Source organism: Thalassotalea ganghwensis (assembly GCF_053485795.1).
The window spans coordinates 12,526-28,387 of the sequence record NZ_JBQRUM010000025.1 but is presented as its reverse complement, the minus strand read 5'-3'; the positions used below and the strand labels follow the sequence as shown (position 1 = coordinate 28,387).

Sequence of the window (15,862 nt, the reverse complement as noted above, 5' to 3'; positions counted from 1 at the left end):
TAGCACTGTGGTACCACCTGATCCCATTCCGAACTCAGAAGTGAAACGCAGTCGCGCCGATGGTAGTGTGGGAGTTCCCATGTGAGAGTAGGTCATCGCTAGACTCCTATTGAAAAAAGCCCGATACTTACGTGTCGGGCTTTTTGCCGAAAGGCTTTTATACCTTAATCTATTACTAAGTAAATTAAGGCATACCAGTTTTTTCTGGTGACAATAGCACTGTGGTACCACCTGATCCCATTCCGAACTCAGAAGTGAAACGCAGTCGCGCCGATGGTAGTGTGGGAGTTCCCATGTGAGAGTAGGTCATCACCAGAACCCTATAGAAGCCTCTGTCTAGCGACAGAGGCTTTTTTCGTTTACATTACTATTCATTTTCTTTTTAAGGGAAAAACAGTGTTAACGTGGAAATTAGCTCAACAGCGAGCAGATTTATTAAGAGCAATTCGCGAGTTTTTCTATGCGCGCAATATTATCGAAGTAGATACGCCTTGCTTATCACAAGGTACAGTGACCGATGTTCATCTTGATGCGTTTGAATGTGACTATGAATACTTAGAAGATAATGACGTAACACAATCAGAAAAACTGTATTTGCAAACTTCACCAGAGTTTGGTCTAAAAAGATTGTTGGCAAGCGGATATGGCTCTATTTATTACTTAGGAAAGGCGTTTAGGAAAGAGCCTTTTGGACGTTTTCACAACCCTGAATTTACGATGCTAGAGTGGTATCGCGTTGGTTTCGATCATCTACAACTCATGAAAGAAGTTGAAGGATTGTTAACTGAGGTATTTACGTTTCCAAAAGCGAAATATATGACTTATCAGCACGCTTTCCTTAAACACGTCAATATAGACCCATTAGATTGTGATGTAGTTACACTAAAATCCTATCTATCAACACATAGGCCATTGGATTCTTGGCTAGAGGAGAATGACGATATTGATACGTTATTACAGTTTGTTTTTACAGAGCATATTGAACCTTTTTTGGCTAACGACGAACCATGTTTTGTCTATGACTTCCCAAGATCACAGGCCTGTTTAGCCAAGTTATCCACTAAAGATCAAAGAGTCGCTGAACGATTCGAATGTTATTATAAAGGTATTGAATTGGTTAATGGCTTTAATGAATTGACTGATGCAGAAGAGCAGCTTTATCGATTTGATTGTGATAATAAAGCAAGAAGAACAATAGGTAAGATAGAGCGGCCAATAGATAAACGTTTTATCAGTGCACTTCAAAAAGGTTTGCCGCCATGTGCGGGAGTTGCTTTAGGGGTAGATCGTTGCTTAATGATAGCGCTTAACGTAAATTCTATTACAGATGTGCTAACTTTTCCTATCGAGAGTGCATAATCTTTTTGTGATAATATCTCAATTGTGATAATATCGCATTTCTTCTCATTATAGGTTTTGGTAATAAACGTGTTAGATCGTATAGGCATTACAGCTACTTCACTATGTGCACTGCATTGCATATTGCTGCCTGTATTGTTACCGGCATTACCATTATTAGGTATAAGCTTTTTAGCCGACCATGCGTGGGAACATATTTTCTTAATACTGACTGCCGTTTTAGGTGGCATTGCCTTATATTCAGGTTTTAAACGTTACCATCACAAGACATACCCTTTTTATTTACTGTTGTTGGGGGTTGTGATCTATTGGGAAAAACACGATGTTGCAGCAGCTTACCAACCATTTATGATAGTTATTGGTGCAGCATTGATTGTCAGCTCACATATTATCAATATTAAACTCTCCAATAGTAGCCGAGATTGCCAAGTTAGCTAAATGCTTTTAACGCTATTTATTTAACCTTAGGTTTGTATAAGAAGTAGTACGAAAACAATAAAATTAAACTTTTGAGTTCACTGTGACTTTCTAGCTCGCTACTTTTTACTTAATTCGAGGGTGTTGTTGTAGGAATAGCCAGCTGTTTTACGACAGAATAACGCAAACGTAATTTATAATAGGCGTTAGAAATACACTCCTTAGACAGAGCTGAGGTTATTTAGTTAACTAAGATTGAGTTCCTTAAGCTTTCTCGTTAACGTATTTCTACCCCATCCTAGCTTTTTCGCCGCTTCTTGTTTATGACCTTGAGTAAAATTTAACGCGCTTTGCAACATGATTTTTTCAAACTCTGGCAACATCTTTTCTAAGATATTTGAATGACCAGATCTCAATTGGTCTACCACCGATAACCTTAAACTTTCCTGCCAATTATTGTGTTTTAGCGTTTCACCTTTAACTTCTGATAAAGAAAGCTCTGCAGGCAAATCATCGACAATAATTTCTTTACCACTGGCCATCACGGTAAGAAAGCGACAAATATTTTCCAGTTGCCTAACATTACCTGGCCAATGGTAATGTTCTAAGAATTTCAAGGTGCTTTTGTGCAACGTTTTTGGCTCAACAGCTAATTCATTGGCTGCCAGTTTAAGAAAGTGCTCTGAGAGCTGTTTTATATCTTCTTTACGCTCTTTTAAACTGGGTAAATGAATACGAATGACATTAAGACGATGAAAAAGGTCTTCTCGAAATTCCCCTGCTTTTACTCTATCTTCAAGGTTTTGATGAGTTGCAGCGATGATTCGTACGTCAACTTGGATCGGTGAATGTCCGCCAACCCGATAAAACTGACCATCGGCTAGAACTCGAAGCAATCTGGTTTGGATATCAAGCGGCATATCACCAATTTCATCAAGAAAAAGTGTACCGTTATGCGCTTGTTCAAATCTACCATGACGTACGGAATTAGCGCCGGTAAATGCTCCCTTCTCATGGCCAAATAACTCAGATTCGATTAAGTCTTTAGGAATAGCAGCCATATTCAATGGTATAAACGGGGCCTTTGCTCTAGGGCTATGCATATGAAGTGCATGGGCAACCAATTCTTTACCCGTACCAGATTCTCCATTTATTAGAACACTGATACTTGAGCGTGATAATCTGCCAATCGCACGAAAAACTTCCTGCATTGCAGGAGCTTCGCCAATGATACCAACAGAAGATTCCTTGGTTGAATTTTGTTTTGCTTTAGCACTGTTTTCTCGAGCATGAGTTAGCGCTCTTTTGGTTAGCGCTAGCGCTTCATCAATATCAAATGGCTTCGGTAAATACTCAAATGCACCGCCTTGGTAGGCATTTACAGCGCTGTCTAGATCAGAATGCGCTGTCATTATAATTACGGGAATATGAGGGTACTGTTGATTGATACTCGATAATAATGTCATGCCATCGACGTTAGGCATTCTAATATCCGATATAATGATCTCAGGTTGTTCATGTTCTAATGCGATAAGCATGTTTTCAGCACTATCAAATGTTGCACATGAGATATTTGCTTTAGAAAGGGCTTTTTCCAATACCCATCTGATCGAACTATCATCGTCTACTACCCAAACTTGTTCTGTATTCATAAGGCTTTCTCGTCATTATTAATCGGTAATAAAATCGTAAACTCCGTATGGCCCGGTTCACTAGAACAATAGAGCTTGCCATTGTGTTGATTTATTAAGGTTTGAGATATCGATAAACCAAGTCCTGTGCCATTAGAGCGACCAGAAACCATTGGGTAGAATAACGTATCTTTAAGGTTATCTGGCACGCCTGGTCCGTTGTCTATAACACTAATTTGAGCACAAAGTTTTATTCTTTTACCATTAATAGTCTTATTGCTTGCAGCGCGAGTTTTTAAAATAATTTGACCAGAACCGCCAAGCACTTGCGCTGCATTGTTTACAATGTTGAGTAAGGCTTGTTGTAGTTTTTCTTCATCAAAAATCAGACTGGGAATTGAAGGGTCGTAATCTCGTATGATATTAATATCGTTATCATGATTTAGATTGACAAGTTGGTAGATCTTTTCCAAAACAAAATGAATATTTTGCTTGGACATATTAGGCAATTGATTGGGGCCTAAAAGGCGGTCAACTAAATTTCTCAAGCGATCCGCTTGCTCGATGATGAGTGCAGTATATTCTTGTTGCTCTTCGGTTAGTTCATTATTTAATAGCTGAGCTGCACCTCTAAGACCTCCTAAGGGGTTTTTTATTTCATGCGCTAAGCCACGAATAAGATCCCGTGCTGATTCCCATTGTTGATGTTGAAAAGCTTCGGTACTTATTTGCTTTTGCTGATCAATTTGCTTTAGCTCTATTAATATATGCGGTTTGCTATCAAATTCAACTGAAGAAGCGGTTAGTTCAACAGTGATAAAATAATCGATAAAGAGCTCTAACACCACATCGCTATCGCTAAACTCCTGACCAGAGGTTAATAACTGTTGAAGGCGCTCTATTCTTATTGGGGAATTTAATATGACGTCATTCAACGGCTGAGCGTATAGCTTGTTAAAGCTTCGAACAAATAATGCTTCAGCTGCAGGGTTGGCATACTGTATGGTTAACTGTTGATCAAGTACAATGACAGCTGTGACTAACTGGCTTGGAATTTTTTGTTGATATTCTAAGCGTTTCAATCTGGCTGTTGCATTTGAATTCGTCATATAACCTCTCTGCACCAATATGGTGCACCGCAAAGTACAGTGTAGTATGAACCGGTGTTTAAATCACCTACTTTGTTTAGTTTGCTTTATTTACTGATGCTCGGTGCATATAAAATGTGATTGTCTCCGACGATGCAATTACCTTGCCTTTATCGTCAATTAAATCCATTTTTATTTGATGTTCACCACGATCAACATTGCGCAGCACGAACATTGAATGTGTTTGAGGTTTTTCGTAGGGTTGGCCGTCAAGATGTAAGACAATTGAAAGACCACGTTTGAAGATAGGTTTAATACGCCCGGACACAAAGACTGAGCCGGTATTATCTCGTATCGTATCGTTATTCGCTGGTTGAGTTATTTCTACTTCGTAGGTTTCTTCAACTTCTTGCGGATTGATGTCAAGGACAGAGGTATCTATGGATGAGTTTGCCGTATTAGGATCAGCTACTTCAACCTCTTCAGCGCCAGGTTTAGGGCTATCTGAATAAACTAGAACACCATCAGCGTTGCGCCATACATAGATCTTTGTAGAGCCAGCTAAAGCGTCTACACAGAACAATGTGACTAAAAATGCGCAAATGTATGTGGTGAATTTAGCCAAGTACCTGATCCTAAAACTTGATGTAGTACTAATCTATCTAAAAAAGACTATTTTAGCCACAAAAAAGCTCACATAAAGTGAGCTTTTTTAATAGATTAGCGCTTAAATCATTATACGCTGTAGTACATATCGAACTCTACAGGGTGAGTTGTCATGTTTAACCTTTCAACTTCAGCACGTTTTATTTCGATGTATGCATCGATCATGTCAGCATCCATAACACCGCCAGCCATCAAGAACTCTTTATCTGCTTCAAGTGCATTTAATGCTTCTTCAAGTGAAGCGGCAACTTGAGGAATTGCCATTGCTTCTTCCGCTGGTAAGTCATATAAGTCTTTATCCATAGCGTCGCCAGGGTGGATCTTATTTTTGATACCATCTAGGCCTGCCATTAGCATTGCTGAGAAAGCTAAGTAAGGGTTTGCTGTTGGATCAGGGAAGCGTACTTCGATACGTGTAGCTTTTGGCGTAGGTACAATTGGAATTCGGATTGATGCACTGCGGTTACGAGCAGAATACGCTAACATTACTGGTGCTTCAAAACCTGGAACTAAACGCTTGTATGAGTTAGTTGATGCATTGGTAAAAGCATTTAACGCTTTAGCATGCTTGATGATACCACCGATGTAGTAAAGTGCAGTTTCAGATAGTCCGCCGTACTTATCGCCAGAGAATAAGTTTACGCCATCTTTTGCTAAAGATTGGTGACAGTGCATACCAGTACCATTATCGCCGACTAGAGGCTTAGGCATGAAGGTAGCAGTTTTACCATAAGCATGAGCGACGTTATGAACTACATATTTATAAATTTGTACTTCGTCAGCTTTCTTAACCATTGTATTGAAGCGACAAGCGATTTCGTTTTGACCTGCGGTAGCAACTTCGTGATGATGTGCTTCAACAACTAAGCCCATTTCTTCCATTACCAAACACATTGCCGAACGTAAGTCTTGTGATGAATCAACTGGTGCTACTGGAAAGTAACCGCCTTTTACGCCAGGGCGGTGTCCGGTATTACCATCTTCATATTCTGTACCTGAGTTCCATTTAGCTTCTTTATCATCGATTTTATAAAAAGAGCCGCTCATATCGGTATGGAAACGAACATCATCAAATAAGAAGAACTCTGGCTCTGGACCAAATAACACAGTATCAGCGATACCAGTAGAGCGCATATATTCTTCAGCTCTGTGCGCCACAGAGCGAGGATCGCGGCTATAGCCTTGCATCGTTGAAGGCTCTAAAATATCACAACGGATGTTTAGCGTAACTTCTTCTGTAAATGGGTCTAACACTGCGGTAGATGCGTCCGGCATTAACACCATATCTGATTCGTTAATTCCTTTCCAACCTGCAATAGATGAACCGTCGAACATTTTTCCTTCTTCGAAAAAATCTTCATTGATTTGATGATGAGGCAAAGAAACGTGTTGTTCTTTACCTTTAGAGTCTGTAAAACGTAAGTCAACGAACTTTACATCGTTTTCTTTAATTAAATCTAATACAGCTTGTGACATGATGTCTCTCCACTTGGGTTAAATCTTAAACCGGGTATAAAGTATTACCCGCTTATTAGCTAAAACTGTGCCAACAGTTTAATCGCGGTAAACTGCGGCTTTGCACAACATCAAAGATATTAGTTTGCACCAAAATAAAACATATGCGGATCATTTTGGTGCAAAAATACTTCAATGACAAAAATTTGGGCATTTCTGCTCTAATGCCTAACAAGCATAGCACTAAAATGTCACTATATTTGTTTAGCATACTCCTGTATAATTCGCGCCCAATTATAGCCCTATGAGCAAAAGCCCGTGTTAGATAAATTACGTAATATCGCCATTATTGCCCACGTTGACCATGGTAAAACTACCCTAGTTGATAAATTGTTAGCCCAATCAGGTACGCTTGATGCAAGAACTGATCTCGAAGAACGAGTGATGGATTCTAACGATATCGAAAAAGAACGTGGTATTACAATATTGGCAAAAAACACTGCGATTAACTGGAACGAATATCGTGTAAATATTGTGGACACTCCTGGTCACGCTGACTTTGGTGGAGAAGTTGAACGCGTTATGTCAATGGTTGATTCAGTGCTTTTGATTGTTGATGCACAAGAAGGTCCAATGCCTCAAACGCGTTTTGTAACGCAAAAAGCTTTTGCTCAAGGTTTAAAGCCCATTGTTGTTATCAATAAGATCGATAAGCCAGGCGCTCGTCCTGAATGGGTAATGGACCAAGTTTTTGATTTATTTGATAACTTAGGTGCTACTGATGAACAGCTAGATTTCCAAGTCGTTTACGCTTCAGCGATTAATGGTTGGGCATCATTGGAAGAAGGCGAAGTCGGAACCGATATGACACCACTTTTTCAAACGATCGTTGATCAAGTGCCAGCGCCAGATGCAGACCCTGATGGTGCATTTCAAATGCAGATCTCTCAATTAGACTACAGCTCATACCTTGGTGTTATCGGTGTCGGGCGTATTACTCGTGGTTCTGTTAAACCTAACCAACAAGTAACGGTTCAGACTGCGGCAGGAAAAATTCACAACGGTAAAGTTGGCAAAGTGTTTGGCTATCTAGGTTTAGAACGTCATGAAACTGATAAAGCTGAAGCTGGCGATATTATTGCCATTACTGGGTTAGGTGAATTAAAGATTTCCGACACTATTTGCTGCCCTAGTGAAGTTGCTCCACTACCTCCGCTTTCTGTTGATGAACCAACGGTAACCATGACCTTTCAAGTAAACACCTCTCCGTTTGCAGGTAAAGAAGGTAAGTTTGTTACATCAAGAAATATTAAAGATCGTTTGGATAAAGAATTAGTTCATAACGTAGCATTGCGTGTTGAGCAACTTGATGACCCTGATAAGTTTAAAGTATCAGGTCGTGGTGAATTACATTTAGGCATCTTAATCGAAAATATGCGCCGTGAAGGTTATGAATTAGCGGTATCACGTCCAGAAGTCATTATGCGTGAAGTTGATGGTCAAATTGAAGAGCCTTATGAAACGGTAACCATTGATGTTGAAGAACAACATCAAGGTTCAATCATGGAAAAAATGGGTTTAAGAAAAGCCGAGCTTACCGACATGGCACCAGATGGTAAGGGACGTATTCGTATGGACTTTATTATGCCAAGTCGTGGCTTAATAGGTTTTCAAACCGAGTTTATGACATTGACATCTGGCTCAGGCCTTATTTATCACACCTTCTTGCAATATGGTCCTCATAAAGGTGGTGAGATTGGGCAGCGCTTAAATGGTGTCATGATCGCCAATGCTACAGGTAAAGCATTAACCAATGCGTTGTTTAACTTGCAAGAACGTGGTCGCCTAATGATTGGTCATGGCGTTGAAGTATATGAAGGTATGGTTATTGGTATCCATAGTCGTGATAACGATTTAACGGTAAATGCGCTTAAAGGCAAGCAGTTAACCAACGTTCGTGCATCAGGAACTGATGAAGCACAAGTGTTAACGCCACCAGTACTGATGACACTGGAACAAGCTTTAGAGTTTATTGATGACGATGAACTTGTTGAGGTGACGCCGGAGAATATTCGTATTCGTAAGAAATGGTTAAAAGAGTCTGATAGGAAACGTGAAAGCCGCAGTGCTAAAAAATAACCTTGATTAAAAGCACAGGTAAAGCCGTATTCGTGTATAGCGAATACGGTTTTTTTATGCAATTTAAAATTGCATAAGTCCATCTACCACATTTTTTTGTAAGACATGTCTTAACTATTTGTCAGTGAAAAACAATTAATATTCACCTGTGTTCTAAGTAGACCCCTTCAATCTATTGTTTTTTAAAAGCTTTTACTTCACCTTTCGTTTGTGGTGATTTAGCCTTCAATATTTAGTTGCATTGATTAACTAGCACTTTTTAGGACAATTGCTAGACTTTGTTGTGCTGACACTTGTGTTTAGTGCGAGGCGTGATAGTGTTTAACGATAGGGCGTAGATGATGGAACAATTGAAAGTAAAGCGCTTAAATGATTTATTCGAAAAAATGATGTCGAATAAAGCCAGTAATGGCGAGCAAAAGGAATTGAGCCAATTATATCAAGAATATATTGATGATGGGCGAGACTTAACGCCACGCGTTAACCGTCAACGTAATGTGCGAAAAGTAGCGCTCAACTAAAAAGCGCCTGAACATTAAAAGGAATAAAGATGTCACCTGAACAATTAGCAAAACTTAGACAGCTAAGCGAGTTATTTGAACAAGGAAGTGCAGGACCTGAGCAAATTAAAGAGTTGTCAGAGCTACTCGCTGTGATCAATCACCTTCACGACGAATCCCCTCATTTTGAAACAGCGGTAAACTTTACTAAATTATAGATTGATAAGTACTTTTTAAGCTTTTGTCATCACAAGTAACTCAGAGAGATATCTTGACTTTAACGATAATGTTATGGTGTTTTACTCGCTCAAATCTGGAAAACGTCATCGCAACTGTGCGCAACGTTAGCTAAATAATTACGCACATATTGATTTTTATTACAAGTCTTACGACTCTTTAAGGGTGTCAATAAACGATTGCGAGCGATTAATAGCGCTGTTCATTTCTTTGATTAAAACGTCTATATCTCTCTTGATAGAGTGATACTCTCCTTTAATCGCCCCAATTGCTTGAGCATTCAAATTGTGCTTTAGAAAAAGCATATTATCTTTTAATGCTGTGAGAACTGGGGGCATTTTACTCTCAGCTTTACGCAACGCTTTAATGACCGTTTGATAATTTATCTGCGTCTCACGAAGTTTACTTTGACTTTGACGTTTTAAGGTTGCACTTGCGTATTGCTCAATTTCACTTTGCCATTCATCGAACAGTGCTTGGGCTACATCCTCTATGGCGTCGATTCGATTAGAGACATCATTTGCCGCTTTTTCACTGGCTTCATAGTGTGACTTACTGAGCTGATAATGCTGCTCGAGCTCGCCTCCATCAAAAGCGATCAGTTCAGAGAGTTGCTCTAATGCGCTAACAAATTCTTGTTTGGCTTCTTCTTGTGCCTCAGACGCTTCTTCAACGCGATCAACTAATATTTCACGTTTATGAACACCAACTTTTTCCATTGCCGCATAATATGCACTCGAACACCCTGCCAACCATAAGGCAAATAAGGTAACGACTGTTTTTTGGAGCATCGTCATTTAATTCGCGCCTTTATATCTTGCCGCATCAATAATGCACCAAAGGTAAACAATTGGTACCAGTAGCCAACCAATTGCAACCCATACTAATACCCATGAAATTGCCATTGCGATAAAAAAGAAGATTGCCGCCAAAATTCTCCCTTGAACAAGTTGACCTAAACCTGGAATAAAAAAACTGCAAATGGCGGCTAATACGTTACCGCCTGAACCTTGACCTGACATAATCACCTCATTTATTGATTTTTGTATTACAGTGTTAATTAATATCATAATATACTGTAGTTAATAACTAATGTGTTGAAATTAACATGAAATTGCAAAAATTTATTAAAAGTAAACCCATTTTAGAGCGCGTCATGTCTTTTCTGAGCTTTTTCGTGTCTAAGGTAAAAACAGAGCAAGTTCATGTTAGTGCAGGGTATTTATCTTACGTGACCCTGATGTCGCTAGTACCGTTAATGGTGGTCATGCTATCGGTAATGACCGCCTTTCCGATATTTGCTGAAATTAAAGAAATGATCGAAAACTTTGTTTACGCTAATTTCGTTCCTGCCGCAGGGGATGTCGTCAAAGAGCACATTAGTGGCTTCGTTGCCAATGCGTCAAGAATGTCGGCGATAGCTATTTCCTTTTTATTTTTGTTCGCGTTATTACTGATATCAGCGATAGATAAAACATTAAATAATATCTGGAAAATCACCCGTAAGCGTCGGGTGATCACCGCGCTTTCTATGTATTGGATGATCCTAACGTTAGGTCCCGTTTTGGTAGGCAGTAGCATAGTCGCGACATCTTATATTGTATCTTTAGTATCGCTCGGTGATTATGATATTTTTGGCATATCAAACTATTTAATTCGCAGTTTACCGTTAGTAGCCTCGATGGGAGCATTTTTAATCCTCTATATGATCGTACCGAATAAGGTGGTGAAGTTTAAGTATGCTATCGGTGGCGCGATATTAGCTGCAATATTGTTTGAGCTGGCCAAAAAAGGGTTTGCTATTTACGTCACTCATTTGCCTTCTTATAAAGCCATATACGGGGCTTTAGCCAGTATTCCAATATTATTTTTATGGGTCTATTTATCTTGGCTTGTGGTACTATTTGGTGCACTGTTTACGGTATCATTAGAAGAATTTAATCAGAATCATGATTTAAAAAAAAACGATGAGCATACCGAAAGTCAAGAGGTAGAACATGTCGCGTAGCCTTTATCCGCGTTTAAAAGCCTATCATAGTGAGTGGCTAGTAACTGACGATGACAACCAACTTTATTTAGAGCAATGCGGTAATCCAGATGGCATACCTGTTCTTTATATTCATGGTGGCCCTGGTGGCGGTGCAAGCGAAAATCATCGTCGTTATTTTGATCCTCAAAAGTATCGGATAATCATCTTCGATCAACGGGGCTGTGGTCGTTCAAAACCTTTTATCAACTTAAGCCAAAATACCACGGAAAAATTGGTCGAAGATATAGAGTCTATTCGAGAACACCTATCTATTGCTAAATGGTTAATTGTCGCAGGTTCTTGGGGGACCACATTAGGCCTGTGTTACGGTATCAAACATCCTGATAATGTCTTAGCGTTTATTTTACGCGGCACATTTCTCGCGACTCAAAAAGAGTATCAGTGGCTATATAGTTCAGCGGGCGCGGCAAGGTTTTTCCCTGAATATTATCAAGAGTTTATTGAACCGTTGGCCTATTGTGATAAAGAAAACCCTATCCAGGGTTATCATAAAATATTTTGTTGCGATAATGAGGTTGCTATCGCCGCTGCAAGTAAAGCGTGGTATTTATGGGAACTGCGCCTATCAACAATAGAGCATCATCATATTGGCATGTCACAAGTAGAGGATACGCATCAAGCGCTAGCCATGGCACAACTGTCGAACCACTATTTTAATCATAATTGCTTTATACCTGAGAATTATATCGTTAATCATATTGGCAAGGTTAGTCATATTCCTGCAATTTTGATTCATGGTCGCTATGATATGGTATGCCAATTGGCAATCGCCGCTGAATTGGCAAATGTATGGCAAAATGCTCGATTACAAATATTACCGCAGGCCGGTCATAGTGGATTTGAAACGCAAACTATTGACGCCATGTGCAAGGCGACCGACACCATGGCGAATTTTTTAGCAGAAAAAGAATAATGATAGCACTATTACAAAGAGTCACTCACGCCAATGTCGTCGTTGACCACCAAATTTGTGGTGAGATAGACAAGGGGATATTGGTATTACTGGCAGTTGAACCAGAAGATACAACCGCTAAAGCAAAACGTTTAGCAGAGCGAGTTGCTGGTTATCGCATGTTTGAAGATTCAGCAGGTAAAATGAACTTAAATGTCGCGCAAGCCAACGGTGATATTTTAGTCGTTTCTCAGTTTACCTTAGCAGCTGACACCAGTAGTGGTATGCGACCGAGTTTCACTACAGCAGCTGAGCCTAAAATGAGTAAAGACCTTTATCAGTACTTTTGCCAATGCTTACGTGAGCAAGGGTTTACGGTACCAACAGGCATATTTGGTGCAGATATGAAAGTGAGCTTAACAAATGATGGCCCGGTTACCTTTAGGCTCACGATTTAATCTGTTGCGGCTGTTTGGCGCGATACTGCACCCCTGATGCCAAAATTTTGTCCAGCGCTTAAATAGATAACGCGGTAACAGGGTGCTGTCGGTAGTGAGTTGATATGTTAAGCCATCGGTTTTTGTGACATGCAACACCAGGTTTTTATAGTGAGGAATGGTAAAGTAAGTGGCAGATAATGAATGCGCTTTTAGATTCTTTAATAAATCATTTATTTGGCTCTCATCGCTTTTCGGGATGTTGATAGAGAGAACTGTGTTTTTAGATAGCTTTGATATTGCTTTAAAGAACAACGTATTAAAATGATCTAATCTTGAATTTTGATTAAACAAATCAATGATAACCCAATGATAATCTAATAAACTTTGTTGCTCTAACCATTGAGCTGCAGGTAAACAATGAATGTTATGGTGAGCTGGATGATGGGGGAAAAAACGCTGATAACATTGAATGACGGTGTTATTTAATTCAATACTCGTGATATCAGCCTCTGGTTGTACTCTATTAATAAAACGGTGAATATCGCCACCACCGAGACCAAATATCACTATTTTTTGAGGAGCAAGAAACAAAAAAGGTAACATCAAGGCTATGTGGTGAGGTAATGCTAGTTGGTGAGGAACCCTTTTATTCATCATACTTTGAACGACATCGTCAAACATCAGCCAGCGAAAATGCTGATTCTCAACGACTTTTATAGAACAATCATCGTTACATAAATAAATTATTTTTCCTTGGGCTAGATGTTTTGTTAATTTCATCTAATATACTCGCCTTGTGTCCAACTTACCTTATAAGCTTAGTCAATGATTGAATGTAGAGCCCCAAAAGATGATCAAGAGTTTCAGCAATACTATCAACTGCGATGGGAGGTACTGAGGAAACCTTGGCAGCAACCACGAGGAAGCGAACAAGACGAGCTTGAAAGGCAAGCTGTTCACCGCATGGTTATCAATGAGCTTGGCCGAGTGTGTGCCGTCGGGCGATTACATTTTACCGATAAAGATCAAGCACAAATAAGATTCATGGCAGTTGATGAAGCTGAGCAGCGAAAAGGTTATGGTCAGCTTATTATTAAGGCACTTGAACAGGCGGCTCTTGATGTTGGAATTCAAAAAATCAGTCTAAATGCCCGTGAGCAGGCATGTGCATTTTACCGAACTCTGGGGTATGAGGGTGAGCAAATATCGCATGTATTGTATGAGCAAATTCCCCATATAAAAATGGAAAAGGCACTGGCGGTATCACCCAAAAAAAATACACTGACTGAACAACTGATGCGTACATGGCATCAGACCATTCCGCTAAGTAAGGCAATGGACATTTATATAGCAAATTATAGTGGAGTGTCGTTGGTATGTTCTTGTAATGTTAACGCTAATAAAAACCTTCACAATACGATGTTTGCTGGTAGTATCTATACGTTGGCGACCTTAACAGGCTGGGGGGCTATTTACCTAAAATTGGCGGAACAACAATTAGCAGGTGATATTGTTTTAGCTCATGCCAACATATCATATAAAGCACCGATCCCTGATGTCGCTTTTGCGAAGACAGAGCATATTAATCATTCTATTGATTTGACTGAACTTGAGAAAAAAGGTCGAGCAAGAATTACACTAACGGTAAACGTGTTCAGTGGAGAAACTGTCGCCGCGATTTTTGAGGGTAGTTATGTTGTAAAGGCGCTAAAATAAGTAGTCGCAGTATTTTACTATTGGCGTATCGTAATAGTGTCACTACTCTATGGGTATATAGTTCCATCGGATGTAAATCAGGTAAGATTGTTATGAATAATAAGGACAGAAGCTACGCATGAACTTTTTAAATCTTGGTACGGATAAATTAGATCACGTTGAGGCTTCGAAAGTATTTCTAACCAATGTCATCACCTTAATTACGGTAACAATTACCTCATTTTATTCGCTGTACTATCACTTCTTTTTACATCATGCTGAAATCGCGATATTTAACTTTATTTTTGTTATTGCCTACCTAATTGTGTTGGTGATTAATTATCTTGGCGCTGCTCGAATCGCTAAAACTTGGTTATTTATTGTTTTAATGGCGCATTTTTTTGTTTTTAGTCGATACATTTTTAGTATTGATGCTGGCGTTCACTTTTACTATTGGTCAATTCCGCCAGGGGTTTTCTTATTGTTTAACGAGAAGGATAAACTTGAGAAACCATTTATTTGTATCGTGGCGACCTTATTATTTGTTTTTTGTGAGTACAATGAAAATTTATCACCCATTATTCCCTTGGCAGAAGACACCGAAAAAACGATATTAATATCAGTGGGTTTAGTAACGATTATTCATATTTATATTGCGATGTCGATAATGAGTCGGCGGATTGACCGATATCAGCAAGAGCTCAATCAGCAAGCAACTACCGATGCTCTTACTGGAGTATTTAACCGCCGTATGCTAATGGTTATTGGAGACGAGTTAATTGCCAGTGCTAAGCGTTACCAACAATCGCTTTCATTGCTTATTTTGGATCTTGACCATTTTAAAAAGATTAATGATCAATTTGGTCATTTAGCAGGAGACAAAGCCCTGCAAGAAGTTGCTAATACCCTAAAAAGTAAACTTAGAGACAGCGATTGTATCGCCCGTTATGGTGGAGAAGAGTTTGTCGTCATTTTACCTCATACTGATTTAAGTAAAGCAAAATCAACAGCAGAAACCTTAAGAGCAGCGATAGCGAATTGTGTCGTACCTTTGTCAGAGGATAAGTTAACCTTTACCACGAGTATTGGTGTTGCTGCGTTATCAACGCATACATTAACGATATCTGACTTGATCAAAGAAGCAGATCTAGCCCTTTATCAAGCAAAAGAGAATGGTCGAAACCAGGTGATCTGCCACCAAAACTAACGTTGATTCCAGTGGTAAACTGTTTACACCAAAATATAACTCGTTGATTTATATAACTGTCGGGTTGAAGTCGGGTGTAATTCGTC

Annotated in this window: 17 protein-coding genes and 2 rRNA genes; 12 read left to right on the top strand and 7 right to left on the bottom strand. The window is 39.4% G+C overall.

Annotation, left to right across the window (positions count from 1 at the left end; translation table 11 throughout):
• From rrf (ACSLUH_RS18190) to ACSLUH_RS18175, 4 genes are all read left to right on the top strand, one after another.
• Window positions 1-104, top strand: a 5S ribosomal RNA gene (gene rrf / locus ACSLUH_RS18190); the annotation flags it as partial.
• A gap of 99 nt (window positions 105-203) precedes the next feature.
• Window positions 204-318: ribosomal RNA gene (gene rrf, locus ACSLUH_RS18185) — 5S ribosomal RNA — on the top strand.
• Between the two features lie 78 nt (window positions 319-396).
• Window positions 397-1,359 (top strand): elongation factor P--(R)-beta-lysine ligase, encoded by a 963-nt coding sequence (gene epmA, locus ACSLUH_RS18180; RefSeq protein ID WP_448569658.1) that lies wholly within the window; start codon window positions 397-399, stop codon window positions 1,357-1,359.
• A 69-nt stretch (window positions 1,360-1,428) separates the two neighbouring features.
• A complete protein-coding gene (locus ACSLUH_RS18175; protein ID WP_448569656.1) occupies window positions 1,429-1,797 on the top strand; it encodes a MerC domain-containing protein in 369 nt (122 codons plus the stop codon).
• A 224-nt stretch (window positions 1,798-2,021) separates the two neighbouring features.
• Here ACSLUH_RS18175 and glnG read toward each other — a convergent pair whose 3' ends face one another.
• The 4 genes from glnG to glnA all read right to left on the bottom strand — a co-directional run bounded on the left by glnG (window position 2,022) and on the right by glnA (window position 6,637).
• Window positions 2,022-3,428 carry a nitrogen regulation protein NR(I) gene (gene glnG, locus ACSLUH_RS18170; RefSeq protein ID WP_448569654.1) on the bottom strand — a complete coding sequence of 469 codons (1,407 nt, stop codon included), beginning with the start codon at window positions 3,426-3,428 and terminating at the stop codon, window positions 2,022-2,024.
• The gene (glnL, locus tag ACSLUH_RS18165) at window positions 3,425-4,516 is read right to left on the bottom strand and encodes a nitrogen regulation protein NR(II) (protein WP_448569652.1); all 1,092 of its coding nucleotides are present in this window, start codon (window positions 4,514-4,516) and stop codon (window positions 3,425-3,427) included. Before glnL ends, glnG begins: the two co-directional genes overlap by 4 nt.
• Before the next feature lie 76 nt (window positions 4,517-4,592).
• Complete coding sequence (locus ACSLUH_RS18160) at window positions 4,593-5,120, bottom strand: DUF4124 domain-containing protein (protein ID WP_448569650.1); 528 nt, start codon at window positions 5,118-5,120, stop codon at window positions 4,593-4,595.
• Window positions 5,121-5,230: 110 nt separating this feature from the next.
• Window positions 5,231-6,637, bottom strand: a complete 1,407-nt coding sequence (gene glnA, locus ACSLUH_RS18155; protein ID WP_448569648.1) for a glutamate--ammonia ligase — start codon at window positions 6,635-6,637, stop codon at window positions 5,231-5,233.
• A 297-nt stretch (window positions 6,638-6,934) separates the two neighbouring features.
• Between glnA and typA the strand changes: the two genes are divergently transcribed.
• The 3 genes from typA to ACSLUH_RS18140 all read left to right on the top strand — a co-directional run bounded on the left by typA (window position 6,935) and on the right by ACSLUH_RS18140 (window position 9,473).
• On the top strand, window positions 6,935-8,755 hold the full coding sequence (gene typA, locus ACSLUH_RS18150; RefSeq protein ID WP_448569646.1) for a translational GTPase TypA: 1,821 nt from the start codon (window positions 6,935-6,937) through the stop codon (window positions 8,753-8,755).
• Window positions 8,756-9,093: 338 nt separating this feature from the next.
• A complete protein-coding gene (locus ACSLUH_RS18145) occupies window positions 9,094-9,276 on the top strand; it encodes a hypothetical protein (protein WP_448569644.1) in 183 nt (60 codons plus the stop codon).
• Between the two features lie 29 nt (window positions 9,277-9,305).
• Window positions 9,306-9,473 (top strand): hypothetical protein, encoded by a 168-nt coding sequence (locus ACSLUH_RS18140; RefSeq protein ID WP_448569642.1) that lies wholly within the window; start codon window positions 9,306-9,308, stop codon window positions 9,471-9,473.
• 168 nt (window positions 9,474-9,641) lie between these two features.
• Here ACSLUH_RS18140 and ACSLUH_RS18135 read toward each other — a convergent pair whose 3' ends face one another.
• Window positions 9,642-10,289: a DUF2959 domain-containing protein gene (locus ACSLUH_RS18135; RefSeq protein WP_448569641.1), complete on the bottom strand. Its 648-nt coding sequence runs from the start codon at window positions 10,287-10,289 to the stop codon at window positions 9,642-9,644.
• Window positions 10,290-10,514, bottom strand: coding sequence for a hypothetical protein (locus tag ACSLUH_RS18130; RefSeq protein ID WP_448569639.1), 225 nt, complete (start codon window positions 10,512-10,514; stop codon window positions 10,290-10,292). It lies immediately after the preceding gene.
• An 86-nt stretch (window positions 10,515-10,600) separates the two neighbouring features.
• Between ACSLUH_RS18130 and ACSLUH_RS18125 the strand changes: the two genes are divergently transcribed.
• The 3 genes from ACSLUH_RS18125 to dtd are packed head-to-tail and all read left to right on the top strand — an operon-like array spanning window position 10,601 to window position 12,892.
• Window positions 10,601-11,500, top strand: coding sequence for a virulence factor BrkB family protein (locus tag ACSLUH_RS18125; protein ID WP_448569637.1), 900 nt, complete (start codon window positions 10,601-10,603; stop codon window positions 11,498-11,500).
• Window positions 11,490-12,455 carry a prolyl aminopeptidase gene (gene pip / locus ACSLUH_RS18120; RefSeq protein ID WP_448569635.1) on the top strand — a complete coding sequence of 322 codons (966 nt, stop codon included), beginning with the start codon at window positions 11,490-11,492 and terminating at the stop codon, window positions 12,453-12,455. Before ACSLUH_RS18125 ends, pip begins: the two co-directional genes overlap by 11 nt.
• Window positions 12,455-12,892 carry a D-aminoacyl-tRNA deacylase gene (gene dtd / locus ACSLUH_RS18115; protein ID WP_448569633.1) on the top strand — a complete coding sequence of 146 codons (438 nt, stop codon included), beginning with the start codon at window positions 12,455-12,457 and terminating at the stop codon, window positions 12,890-12,892. The genes pip and dtd overlap by 1 nt, the downstream gene beginning before the upstream one ends.
• Here dtd and ACSLUH_RS18110 read toward each other — a convergent pair.
• Entirely contained in the window at window positions 12,851-13,654 is an 804-nt protein-coding gene (locus ACSLUH_RS18110; protein ID WP_448569631.1) for a spermidine synthase, read from the bottom strand. The two genes, dtd and ACSLUH_RS18110, sit on opposite strands and share 42 nt — an antisense overlap.
• Window positions 13,655-13,699: 45 nt before the next feature.
• Here ACSLUH_RS18110 and ACSLUH_RS18105 point away from each other — a divergent pair, with 45 nt between their 5' ends.
• A complete protein-coding gene (locus tag ACSLUH_RS18105; protein ID WP_448569629.1) occupies window positions 13,700-14,590 on the top strand; it encodes a bifunctional GNAT family N-acetyltransferase/hotdog fold thioesterase in 891 nt (296 codons plus the stop codon).
• Between the two features lie 118 nt (window positions 14,591-14,708).
• Window positions 14,709-15,776, top strand: coding sequence for a GGDEF domain-containing protein (locus tag ACSLUH_RS18100; protein WP_448569627.1), 1,068 nt, complete (start codon window positions 14,709-14,711; stop codon window positions 15,774-15,776).
• Window positions 15,777-15,862: the final 86 nt, after the last annotated feature.